This window comes from Paenibacillus sp. FSL H8-0104 (assembly GCF_038050215.1).
Lineage (GTDB): Bacteria > Bacillota > Bacilli > Paenibacillales > Paenibacillaceae > Paenibacillus > Paenibacillus amylolyticus.
This window is the reverse complement of sequence record NZ_JBBOTC010000002.1, coordinates 213905-226417: the sequence shown is the minus strand read 5'-3', so window position 1 is coordinate 226417 and position 12513 is coordinate 213905. Positions and strand designations below refer to the sequence as shown.

Annotated in this window: 8 protein-coding genes and 1 pseudogene; all 9 read right to left on the bottom strand. The window is 39.8% G+C overall.

Features of this window, described 5'->3' with window-relative positions; genetic code table 11:
- Window positions 1-64: 64 nt before the first annotated feature.
- On the bottom strand, window positions 65-238 hold the full coding sequence (locus NST38_RS31480) for a hypothetical protein (protein ID WP_341344457.1): 174 nt from the start codon (window positions 236-238) through the stop codon (window positions 65-67).
- A 206-nt stretch (window positions 239-444) separates the two neighbouring features.
- Window positions 445-1674, bottom strand: a complete 1230-nt coding sequence (locus NST38_RS31475; RefSeq protein ID WP_341344456.1) for an S-layer homology domain-containing protein — start codon at window positions 1672-1674, stop codon at window positions 445-447.
- Between the two features lie 223 nt (window positions 1675-1897).
- A complete protein-coding gene (locus NST38_RS31470; RefSeq protein ID WP_341344455.1) occupies window positions 1898-2848 on the bottom strand; it encodes a stalk domain-containing protein in 951 nt (316 codons plus the stop codon).
- Between the two features lie 174 nt (window positions 2849-3022).
- Window positions 3023-5842, bottom strand: a complete 2820-nt coding sequence (locus tag NST38_RS31465) for an S-layer homology domain-containing protein (protein ID WP_341344454.1) — start codon at window positions 5840-5842, stop codon at window positions 3023-3025.
- A gap of 575 nt (window positions 5843-6417) precedes the next feature.
- Window positions 6418-6627: a hypothetical protein gene (locus NST38_RS31460; RefSeq protein ID WP_341344453.1), complete on the bottom strand. Its 210-nt coding sequence runs from the start codon at window positions 6625-6627 to the stop codon at window positions 6418-6420.
- A gap of 168 nt (window positions 6628-6795) precedes the next feature.
- Window positions 6796-9525 (bottom strand): helicase-related protein, encoded by a 2730-nt coding sequence (locus NST38_RS31455; protein WP_341344452.1) that lies wholly within the window; start codon window positions 9523-9525, stop codon window positions 6796-6798.
- Window positions 9526-9843: 318 nt separating this feature from the next.
- On the bottom strand, window positions 9844-10341 hold the full coding sequence (locus tag NST38_RS31450; RefSeq protein WP_341344451.1) for a hypothetical protein: 498 nt from the start codon (window positions 10339-10341) through the stop codon (window positions 9844-9846).
- Between the two features lie 245 nt (window positions 10342-10586).
- Complete coding sequence (locus NST38_RS31445; protein WP_341344450.1) at window positions 10587-12113, bottom strand: DUF3427 domain-containing protein; 1527 nt, start codon at window positions 12111-12113, stop codon at window positions 10587-10589.
- A gap of 13 nt (window positions 12114-12126) precedes the next feature.
- A pseudogene (locus NST38_RS31440) lies at window positions 12127-12458 on the bottom strand (nucleotide pyrophosphohydrolase).
- Window positions 12459-12513: the final 55 nt, after the last annotated feature.

The window sequence follows — 12513 nt, the reverse complement described above, 5'->3', positions numbered from 1 at the left end:
CTTCCCTTTTTAAAAATCTTGCTAAACGAATAGTCAGTATCGAGCTACTGATTGTCTTTCTCATTCAATCTTTGCGACTTACTTGATTGATGATAGCTACAGCGTAATCTTCCAAATCGCCATCGCTCAAAAGAACATAATCTGCCGAAGAAAGCTTGAACTTCGTGTAATCATAGTTCTCTACGAACTTTCCATATTGGAAGGGCTCCAAGCTACTTACTACTGGATAGTTATTCATTCCTGTTTTATCATCTTTATTTATAAAGCCGCATCAAGTACCTGACGCCCCTTTGTAAAACTATTCTTTACTAAGAACGAGATAGAATTTCCTCGGCTAATGGGAGATTCACCATTGGCCTGCCAAATTTCATAATCACCTTCTTGAGCCGAGGTGTATCTATTCCTTCAACTTTAACTTATTTTTGTTATATTTATTAATACCGCCTAATTTTGTTTATTGTATAGAGACAAAGCAGATCCATCATCCATATAGTACATACCAATTAACCCTTCTTGATCTATGTATTTGTTTTCTTTGATCCACAATTTCACACCTGAACTAGTACTATACTTTGCAAAGAACTGTTCTGATTTATAGGCTGGCAGCGTCAGGTAACCATATTTTTCAGGTAGTGAAGAAGGTGTAATTCTTTGTCCGCTCAATGCAGTTCTCAATCCAGTCCTAATATGATCAGAGCTAAAATTTTTCGCTTTAGGATAGATTGTGATTTCATGGAATACGGGAATAACATTAGTGTACTCTTTGTAGAAATCTTTATTTTCTTCCGATACAAAGAACGGTACATAAACGCTCTTTTTTTTTGTCCAATTAGTAGTGTTAATATAGATGGTTCGATGCAAGACTACTTTACCCGCACCATTTTTTAATGTTTTTGTTTTCCCAGAAATCACTGCATATGTTTTATCATTTGCTGTTGAAAAAGGTGTCACTTGACTCAAATTAGACTTAGTTATCCCAACGGCTCTTATCTCATTCAGATCAGAAAATGAAGAAGCCTGTTTACCTTCCATATTTGCGATTCTCAGCAATATTACAGAAGCTTCTGCGCGAGTGGTTGTTTTGGTCATCCCGAATGAGTTATCTGGATATCCAGTCATCACGCCTGTTCCGATAACCACTGAGATGTATGGAGCTTTAGCTTCTGAAATTCCTGGAGAGAATGATTCCTTAACTGGTACAAGCGTTGTTTTAGTATCTTCCAATGCTTTTTTGAAGTCAGTGTCGGCGGTTGCTAATCCAGAACTAATCCACTTAGCCATTTCTTCGCGGGTAATAGGAGTATTTGGTTTAAAACCATTTGGATAGTCTGCAGGATTTATGAATCCCAGAGAAACTGCACGATCAACTTCCTTTTTGCTCCAATGATTGGATAAATCATTAAATACATTGGATTTGTCGACGTTGGGATCTGCTTTAGACACACGTGCAAGCAACGAAGCAAATTCAGAACGTGTAACTGAAGCAGATGGTTTGAATGTCCCGTTGCTATATCCTTTGAAGTATCCTTTCGATACCGCTGAATCAATGGATGTTTTAGCCCAGTGATTGCTTGGAACGTCTTTAAACGATGTGGCTGTTTGTATGGATGCACCCCCCATTATTAGTGGTACAGCGGTCAGTCCCGCAATAAGAGTAACTAAGATTTTTTTCATGAATTATGTTCTCTCCTTATTTATCGGTTATCCTGGTTACTTACTTCAACATGTTTCTTCTCGAGTGCCGGTTGATCATGTGCCGGAAGAACGTACATTGCTTCTTGGCAACCTGCAGATAGCTCATTAAAAGCAGGGTGGCCATTTCGGGAACAGTCGGATCATCTCCCCATTCGATAGGGGAGTGTCGAACTGATGATCTCTTTCATTCAAAACATAGCCCTTATTTGAATGGATTGATGATGGCCACACCGTACTCGTCCAAATCTCCATCTCTTAAAAGAATATAATCTGCTGAAGAAAGCTTGAACTTCGTGTAATCATAATTCTCTACGAACTTTCCATATTGGAAGAGATCCAAGCTACTTACTACTGGATAGTTATTCATTCCTGTTTTATCACCATTATTTATAAAAGCCGCATCTAGCACGTGACGCCCCTTTGCAAAACTATTTTTTACTAAGAACGCGATAGGATTTCCTCTGACACTGCTTCTGATCTGTACCACATCTCCGCTACGTCCAGGACCTTTTACCAAATCAATGCTATATACTATTTGACTATTCGCTAGTTGGATGGGTAAATCACTCTCTTTGATGATCTTCACGCCAGGGTAAGTTTCATTTTTTATGTTTTTATAATATTCAATGCTTTGTGTATATGCTTTAAAATCACTTAACTTGGTTAACTTAAACGCCTTATCATCTGTACTCCGGAAGTCTTTGTTCCCGATCCATACCCAACGACCGATCTTATCCCACTCTACCTTCTGGCCAAGACCTTCACTCACCAGACGCAGGGGAACAAAGGTCCGGTTATGCTTCAGAATGATTTGCGTGCCATAGTCTTTCTTCTGGCCATCGACGAGGGCTGAAGTCTGCCCGATCGTCATATCTACCTTATGATCTTTGCTGACCATCCCAACCTTAGAAACTTTTCCTTCCTTGGAGTACGTCACTTTTGCACCCAGCGCTTCAGATACAAAGCGGATCGGAACCATGACACTACCTTGGCTATCCTGGAATGGCTTCGCATCTGGAAACTTCATTTTAACGGTATTTAGCAATACCTCTACTTGCTTCGGAGTACTTGCGGCTGCAACTGCTTCGTTTTCCGAACCTATCATGCTTACAGTCAACATACTTGCTATTACTGTTAATAAAAGTTTCTTCATGATGTAACTCCCTCTGCTTTCCATATGTACTACTTCTCACTTTCACTTCCCAGCAGCTTTTTCTTTAAAATTCTAAATATCAAACAAATCTACTACTGATGTGTCTTAAAACAAGAAAAGATTAGGACGGCTCGATGAATCACATCGAAAACCGACCTAAACTTTGTTGAATTGTTATTTAATGATATTAACTAGATTATAAATCATCATTGCTGCTTCTTCTCGAGTTAAGGAACGTTTCGGCATGAATTTGTTACCGGGGTACCCACTCATCACAGACTCTTGGGTCACAAGTTCTACACTCTCTTTTGCCCAAGTTGCGATGTTTGCTTGATCTTTATATTGAGCGGCAGACGACAGTGATGATCCATTTTTCAACAACACGTTTGAAAGCATGCTCGCAGCTTGCTCTCTTGAAATGACCTCATTTGGACGATAGGTATTATCATTGAACCCTTTAGTAATATTATGTTCAATGGCCGAGTTAAGCTCTGACACATACCAAGCTCCTGGATCGATATCTTTAAACGTTCCAGTATACGATGATGATGATGATGTGTACCCCAAGGCACGATTTAGGAAGATTGCAAATTCAGCTCTGGTTACTTCCTTCTTGACCCCAAAAGTCCCGTCGGCGTAACCTTTAACAATTCCTTTTGAAGCTAGAGAGAGAATTGCTTCCTTTGCATAACTACCATCTATATCAGAATAGGTTTTAGGCTCTGTTTCTTCTTCAGGAATAACATCAACGTCATGATCATCTTTGGATCCTGGAACCGCTACTGTTCCAGTAACTTCTGTTCCTCCATTGGCGTTGGTTCCACTTGGCGAACTCCCTCCGGACGATGGATTTGTAACCGCCCCACCAGTTCCTGGTGTTGCTGGAGTAGTCGGCGCGGTGCCACCACCATTACCAGTACCTGGGTTGGTTGGTGTGCCAGTACCCGGATCGACAATCGTTCCAGGAACAGTTGCCCCACCGCCATCTGCTGGTGCGGTGACACTGATGTCTTCTTTAGCTACAACTGATTCCGTTCCATCTGCATTCTTCACAACAGCAACGATCTCATAGTTGTATGTCCTGTTAGGATATACGTCTGTCTCGCTAAAATTCAGCTTGCCATTGACTGGGGAAACAATTCCATCGTCACGACTCTCACCAGTTGCAGAGTTAAGGAATGTTTTGCGATAGGTCCCGTCACCTAGAGGTGTGTACGTGGTTTGTGGGTTTCGCTCTACATATGTTACAGCACCCTCGATAGCATTAAAGTCAAAAGTAATCGTTCCTTCCATCGGTTGCGATGGCGTGATGACAATAGGCTTCGGTGCTGCTGGAGTGGTTACTTCGATGACGTTCGATTCCAATGTGCCATCAGCATTTCCAGCAACTACTTTATAGGAGTGGCTTTCTTCCGGACCCACATTCCCCACTGTCATTGAATTTATTGAACCGGTCCATACTTTGTTTGTGTCATCTTGAAATACATCGTAATACGTCGCGCCTGTAACTGTAGCCCAACTCAGTCCAACCCGATCATGGTAGACTCTATTCACCTTCAGTGCTAGATCACCACTCGGTGCTTGACCTTGCACTGGCTCATTGGGAATGGTGACGACCTTCATCGCAACTTTACCTTTAACACCTTTTCTAAGAGCAGCGACTCTGTAGGTGTAAGTTGCGCCAGACCAGATGTCTTCAAGATCCTCTGTCCACCATGTACCCATCGGAATACCAATAGTCATCCCGTCACGGGAGATCTCATATTCATCCGCTCCATCAACAGCATCCCAATCAACACGAATTTTATTATATTGTAATTCCGTCACTCGAAAGTTTTCAGGATACGGAAGTTGAGGTGGAATCAATGTTTTTACACTCGTATAGGCAGGTAAACCAGAGGTAAAATAATCCATTGCTAAGACAGAGTAATTATAGGTTTCACCTTCATTTAAACCCGTATCTACGAATGTAGTTAGAGGACCTTCATAAATGATTAATTTTCCACGCATGACCTTGTAAACGTCTGCTTTTTCAACAGCATCCCAAGATAGATTAACTGAAGTTGATTTAGGAATGGCTACAAAATTATTCGGTTCTGGTAATTTCTTTGTTACCCCCATGATCCTACCGGGCTCTCCCTGTATAGTAAAACTTGACGGAGATTTATTTAACCCGTACACATAAAGGGAATACGGATGATCCGGCTCCAAATCAGTGATCGTGTAAGACGTGTTCGGGCCTTCGTACAAAAAGCTATTGTTTTTTTGTACCCAGTATGTGTTCGCACCCTCAACAGGGTCCCATGAAAGTGTGATTGTGTTCCAAGTTGACTCCACCTTCAGCCCTTTGGGAGCGGGTAGTTTGTCTGGATCTTTTGTTGTTACAGTATCACGTTGTTCACCACTAGTTCCATGCTCATTTTCAGACCAAAAATCTACAACGTAACTCGTTTTTGGTATTAATCCTGTAAGGGTGTATGATAGATCAGTTCCACGATAAACTTCCTTGTTATCTACACGAACCACGTAACTTGTTGCTCTTTCAGCAGCTTCCCAACTTACAGTGAGGGAAGTTTCATCTGTAGTGACATTAAACTTTGGAGATTCAGGTGTTAACTTCTCTTTAGTTTTCGCGATCACTATTGATTTTTCACTTGCTGTACCGGCATGATCGATGGCCCAAACTGCGATTTCATAGGAAGTATTCGGAGGCATATATGTAATGAAGCTGGTTTCTTTATCTTCATAAACACGGTTTCCGTCTATGGTCATAATATACTTTTCTGCCCCATCTACTGCATCCCAAGTAGCATTGATTTCATGATCTGTTGTTTGTACTTGTAAGTTAGCCGGGCTCGATAATAGCACTCCTTCAGAAGTGACAGTATTCGTGTCCGCAGCGCTAACCTTCCCTTCCCCGAATGGTACACTTGCTACTAACATGCTAGCTGATAAAACTAATGATAATAACTTACTGAATTTCGCTTTCCTCATATTGCTGGTATCCCCTTTTTCTAATTTCGCATTTATGGTTTTGCGTAAACCTATTGAAAACTTCTAGTTAGAAGTTCACATAAAGCAAGAATCCAGTTTCTCCCTTTATGTCAATCTCTAAAATCCTACTTTTAGGCAAGTCGTTCATAGTTATGTAATCTTAAGTACTGCTAAAGCCTTTATCGAGTCCCAATCCACTGGCCACAGAAGTCGATGTTCCCGCCAATATACTAAAGAGGATCGCTAAAATAATGCTACTAAATTTCAACAGTTACCTACCCTCATAACATATGATGAGCGTAGGTAATTACGAATCCTAAATCCCACTTAAACTTGTCATTTATAAGAATATTTTACCATGTGCCATGTATAATAAATAGGTATTTTATCCCATTGTTTATTAAAAGTATATCTAAAGTCAGTAAACCAGCGTTAATTTATTGGCATTGCTAACTGCATTTTGCCTAAGGCCCAACATCTTTAGCAAAAAGGTGAAGAGTTTTTTTCCAAGCTAACAACTTTTTTCGATGAGACTAATCACTGTACATTTTTTAGTGAATCATGGTAGTCCTTATCTATGGCCAGCCAAAATCAGCTGGTGGGCTGAACACTTTAACAAATTTTTCGGCAAGATCATGAGTCACTTCCTGGTTACCCATACAAAACGGTACTAGTCTTTCATTACTGAGTCCTATTTCGCGAGATAAGTCATCCAAAACAATTCTGTTATCCGATAACAGTTCAATAACCTTATCCCCAAGAGAGATTACTTCAGGAGCAAGCATTCATTTTTCGCTTGTATTTTATCCCACTAAATTTAGTGACTAACTCTATTTTCCTTAAAGATGTGATTCGGGGTTCCTGACCAACACGATTGACGAACTCAATTACCCTAAATGAAGAAAAAACTGCTGAGAGCATCAGCAGTTTGATCTCTTCATTATTATTCTGACCTAATTACCATAATTCAGATCTTTTACTTCTTTTAGAACACCTTTTGTCCAATAATCTTCAGACCACACATAGTCAGGTTTAGCAATATCATCAACAAAATGCCTCTCAGCCCATGTACGGAAGCCGCTGCTGCTATTCCGCTCAATGAAATATGTAAAGAGTGAACGACTTCCCCGCGGTGGAGCGATGGAACCACTTGGATAATCAACTATTCTCGCCAGTCTCTTAACACCATAAAAATAATCCAATATGCAATATACAGATTCTTTACGCGACATATGGTATGCCAGCTTTAACCAATTGCTTGCTGCGCTAATCCTCTTCGTTACCCCATCCTCAACAATTTCTTGGGTGAAGGCAACCTCGAAGAAGGATTTAAATTCTTCTTTAAAGTTAATATATTCCTTACCCTTAATATGCCCAAAATACTTCTCGTTGAACTCATTTGAAACATTCACTCGACTATTTCTTAGGCGACCCATTGCTGTCGCAAAAACATGTACCTCTCCATGAAATTTGTCCCGCAAAGCTCCGTTCTCGATTCGAGCTAGCTCTTTAAGCTCTAGCTTGTATAGCTCCATCAGCTTGAACAAAGGTAGGCTAGGAATTATTTTATCAATATTATCGATTACCAAGTCGCTGATCTTATTGTTGGCTTCGGGCATAGGTGAAATCTTAGCTTCAAAATCGGCTTTAGCCTGAGTCTCTAGTCTGGCATCAAGAATCGGTTTCAAGTGAGCTTTAAACTTCTCTATGTACGTGCTGTTTACAAGGGAGGGGAATAAGATATCAAACCTATTCGCTTCAAAGGCTTCCTCGAACCCCCTATTAATGAGCGCGCGATACTTTTGGAACGCCTTCGGAATACGAATCTGTTCGTTGAACATCTCAAGATAAGATTCATATTCGCTGTTATCCGAGATGAATTTTGCACACCCCTCAACAGCATCGATACGACCAACATCAAGCTGTATCCAATCAGCTGACTGATCATTAACATAGAAGATGTGATCCCAAATACCTTCGTTTCTTGATATCCACTCAACTACCTTATCCTTCTCATTACTTTTAAGAGAAACGTCTGCTCGAAACTCGTCTATACGTTTTTGAATATCTTCTAACAGTGCTTTTTCAGCTTCATTCCTATTCGTTTTTAAATCTTGGTCGAGAGACAATCTTTCTCTGCAGAACACGAATAACTCATTCTGATCCTCATCTGCTAACACAGGGTCAGTATCGAAAGATGCTACACCGAGCGCTTCGGATAAAGCGGCAGAATCGGCTTCCACTAAGGCTATCTCTCCTGCTTCGGACTGAACTGCATTCGTAGCATTATTTTGAATAGCTTCCCACGCAGTCAGATAGTCATAAAGTTCGCTTACTCCCTGATCCTCAAGAGATTTAGAAAGTCGGGCGAGATACTTCTCTGCTTCACTTCTCATGGTCGTATACCGCTTCAAGATATCAGGCGATAAGATCGTGTTCCTTGAGGGTAAGTAGCTTAACATCGAACCAAGACAAGTGCCAATAGCATTGAGGAAGTTTAATGAACTCGTGTCAAAATAGCCAGAGCCAACAAGGAAGCAGTTGTAGATCGCTTCGCTCTTACTATTCAAACGATCAATCCGTCCGTAACGCTGCTCTAATGCCGATGGGTAAGCAGAGATATGGTAATTGACAATATGGTTATAACCTGGCAGATTGATACCCTGCTCTGCAATTTGATACGTCAAAATCAGAACGGTGGGAAGGTTATCTGATCTCGAGAAGTCTGTCAATTCTCGCGGATTACGTCCAGTGACCACATAATAAGTCGGCTTGTCAGGGAGTTCAGTAGTGGACTTCACGAAACCTGCTGAGTCCAGATACTCCGCAATGACGTCCACTTCTTTAACCAAGTATCTGGTGAATACTATAAAACGGTTATCATTAGACTTTTCATACAAGGTTTTCAAGTTCTCGGCTAGCACTTCATTCTTATTGCTACGCGATTGATAATGCCAAACAACGGACTCATACCGTTTAACATTTGTTTTATTATACCCCTCCGTCTCAAGGGATTTAATCGTATCCTTGAAGTAGCGTGTTACCGGAAACTTTACATCGAACTTGCTGCAGATCAACTGTTCAGGCTGCTTACCAATTGTCCGAAGTTGATCGATCCAGTCAGTATCGACCTGCTTCTTTAGTAAGGCGGATGCGATTTGTGGATAAACATGTAGATCAAGAACTCCCTGCTTTATCGGAGTTGCAGTTAGAAATACAACTTTCTTGGCAGTGATGTTATTTGTCAAGTTGTGATAACGCTGAGTCCCTTCACCCAAAAACAGGTGGGCTTCATCAATAATTACGAGACCATATTTTCTCGGAGTCTTGAATTTGGTATGGTGATTATTAACGACCTGAATCCTAGAGCCATACCTCAACTGTTGGAAAGGGAGCTTGTCAAACCAGTCATTGAGGAACTGACCCCTAGGTTTAACATCACTACTTCGAGCTAAAGCATTGGTCGTAATGACTAAAACATCTTCACCTGGATTGTGCTCCAGAAAATCAAGTGCCATGATACCGCTGCTTATTGTCTTACCGCTACCCACTTCATCAAATAAGTAAACTGCATCATTTCCATGATTGTTTAATCGTTCAGTATTAGCAAACTGAAGTGGATATAAGATCACTTCATTCGGATCAATCTGATTAATCCACTCTTTTTTGACAGCCAAAGTCACCCTATTTCCTCCTAGCTCTTTGTGGTGGTGAGAGATCTATATGAGCGAGACACTCCAACTTCGTCACCCTATTCTATTAATCGGTTTTAAATGATCTGTTTGATAGGGATGCCAGTTATACCCGTTAGTTATTTTCTCTTAAGGAAAAGAAACGTTTGCAATAAGCTTTTGCCACGCATGGACTGACCCACCGTTGATACTCGAATTTAGCCGTACTTCGCCATGGCTTAAGAGGTTCGTGTCCTTGGATTGGGACAAGAATTTGTAACGATAAATAAGCCGCTAAAAAAGTGGCTTCAATAAGGATTTTTTCGCAACTTACTCAATAATACATTCGATCCAATACTCATCATCTAATATTCTATACTGTTCCATGATCTTATCTTTGAATCTCTCGTTAATTTCAACTAGGTTGTCTCCACCAAAATACATGTGCTCTATGGCTCTATAGAGTAACCTACCTACCGAAGCTAAAATTGATACAGTATGCTGAGGATCATTATTATTGAGTTTCCTTATGTATTCGTATACACTTCGCAGTATTTTCTCAATTTCCAACATTCCATGGAGAACAACCAATGTACTTAGATTCTGTTCAGGATTAGTAATTACTATCATGATAACAAATGAATCACTGGTAAGAAACATACTCATTTCTGTAACCATTTTTAATACTAAAGGTGGATTAATTGACCAGTCAAAGTAGTTTGCCTGTTCGAGGGTCTTAAATCCCTCTATACGAAGATCAGCATATGAGCTCAAGTATTTATTTGTTAGTAATGTGATTTCCTCAGTCGTATTTATAAACATTTTCATATTAAATTCCTCCTATTTAAGCAAAAAAAGCACCACTTCAAACCCTTAGAGGGAATGAAGCGGTGCTTCCGCTTTTATAAGTATTAGATTGGATAGATCATAACAGCCAACTTAATTATTGTCAAACAAGATTCAGCTCCGGTTCGGTAATTCGATTCGAATAAGAGCTCCTCCTGCAATCACTGGTGAATGACGTTTGGTAACGTTAATACTTAACTCGGCTGCAAACCATCCAGTAAAAAATATTAAGGGTACACCTTATACTGTACTGGTTCCATATTTAACTGTTCAGCTAGGCTGCCTTGATAAATACAGAACTCGGGCTTGTTATTTATGTTGTAAACCCTGTATAAATAGTAGTTGTCTTTCTTTTCCTGAGAGAACAATACTTCTCTTAGTGTTAAATAGTACGGAGTGTGAACATCACCTACAGTTGTTTTAACTTCTATATATTTCACTTCTCCGTCAGGGGTATAGGATTTTATATCGTAACCCAAACCATCGCCAATAAGGTCTGAAGAATGCTCCACATCGTCTGCCAGGTCTGGTCTTCCAGCTTCTACAAGTTTATCTTTTTCGTACTGGACAACCAACTTTTCCCCGAGATCACCTACTATTTTATTCTTTGCATTAGTTTGAAGGAAATCAACTTTCCTTCCTCTAAAACTGTTCTCACCCTTTTTATTTCGTTTCTTATCAGGAGGCGGCGGAACTAAAGTAAGCTCTTGTACCAAACTGTCATGAACAATCGTTAAATCTGATATTTCATCAACAAGCTCTATCCCTAATAAAGATGCTCTATCTAGATCCCAATCAATTATCTGCCATTTAAAATATACTGGCTCTTCTTTCGTAGGATCATGCTCGACGTAAGCTAACTTTCCCATATAAATATATCTTGGATCATTGCCGTCTGTACGTAGTAACAAATAAATATTGCCTTTTTCATGATCGTGATCAATTAGCTTTTTTACGGTTTTAGAACTCAACTTTTGCTTAGGTTGAGATTGCCAATTCATTAGTCCATTAATGTTTATCTCTTCATCAAATGTATGGTGAGCTTCTTTTTTTCCATACGTTACAAATAAAACGAAATCGCTAGGTGTTTCTTTCAAAGGAATAATCCCTCTTATTCCCCATGTCCCTGTCTGTGGGGTAAATTTTGTATAAGGATCAAAAATGTCATGAACCTCTTTCCTGCTGTATTTCTCATATCTGACCAATGGTTTTCTCTCCAAAGTCATAAAATCACGAGAAAAATCACTTACGTTTGTGGAATTGAAATAGCCGTACTCCTCTAACAGAACCTGACTAGTCTCCGAATCAAGAACAGTAAACTTTTGAATCGGGTTAGCTATAGAATAACCAATGTGGCTGTTGAGTTCTTTCTTTGAAATATCTTGCTGGATAATATTATCTAGAAAATAAATGTATTCAAAAGGGTGCTCAGTTTTCGGCCACAACTCCTTTGCCAGATCAATATTATGTAGTTTTAAAGTTACTACTCCGGATGAGTAAATAGTCTTCCCTGCAAATAAAGCTACATCGCCTTTTTTAACTTTGTTCCACTGCCTTTTATTGCTTAGATCAGCGGACTTTGTTACACCCCATACTGGCACGCTGTTTTCCCCATAAATCTTTTGGACTTGGTGAAGCTCCTCTTTACTTAAAAATTCACCAAGAATGTTTTGGGGAACTTTTTGCTGAATTGTTTCGCTGAAATGTTTTAATGATTTTTCACTTGCTGCAGGCTGAAGTAAGATTTGAGTCATATTAATGTCCTCTCTAAAATTCGCTGTATTTCTTATTAGATCTAAAAAAAATCTGTCTACTGAGTACTTTTCGGCATTTTTTTGCAGTTTCTTAAGCAATGCTTCCTTTGGATCTACATCTATTTTATTGCAAATTAGAAGCACGTAATAAAGGACATCAGCCAACTCATCCTGTAGTTTATCTTGATTTTTCTCAATTGCCTCCCCACTACTCTTCCATTAAAAGAGCTCGAGCAATTCGCTTGCCTCCAGATTTAAAGAGATTGCAAGGTCCTTTGGATTATGAAACTGTCCCCAGTTTCTCTCATCTCTAAATGCTATTATTTTCCTGATTAGTTCATCCATGATTTACCACCTCTAACTACTCATTCGACAAACAGTGTCAAAATCCTCGCTTTTG

Bases quoted from the DNA above. Each gene is read 5' to 3' on its own strand.
- NST38_RS31480 (WP_341344457.1), bottom strand. From the start codon at position 238: ATGAATAACTATCCAGTAGTAAGTAGCTTGGAGCCCTTCCAATATGGA.
- NST38_RS31475 (WP_341344456.1), bottom strand. From the start codon at position 1,674: ATGAAAAAAATCTTAGTTACTCTTATTGCGGGACTGACCGCTGTACCA.
- NST38_RS31470 (WP_341344455.1), bottom strand. From the start codon at position 2,848: ATGAAGAAACTTTTATTAACAGTAATAGCAAGTATGTTGACTGTAAGC.
- NST38_RS31465 (WP_341344454.1), bottom strand. From the start codon at position 5,842: ATGAGGAAAGCGAAATTCAGTAAGTTATTATCATTAGTTTTATCAGCT.
- NST38_RS31460 (WP_341344453.1), bottom strand. From the start codon at position 6,627: ATGCTTGCTCCTGAAGTAATCTCTCTTGGGGATAAGGTTATTGAACTG.
- NST38_RS31450 (WP_341344451.1), bottom strand. From the start codon at position 10,341: ATGAAAATGTTTATAAATACGACTGAGGAAATCACATTACTAACAAAT.
- NST38_RS31445 (WP_341344450.1), bottom strand. From the start codon at position 12,113: ATGACTCAAATCTTACTTCAGCCTGCAGCAAGTGAAAAATCATTAAAA.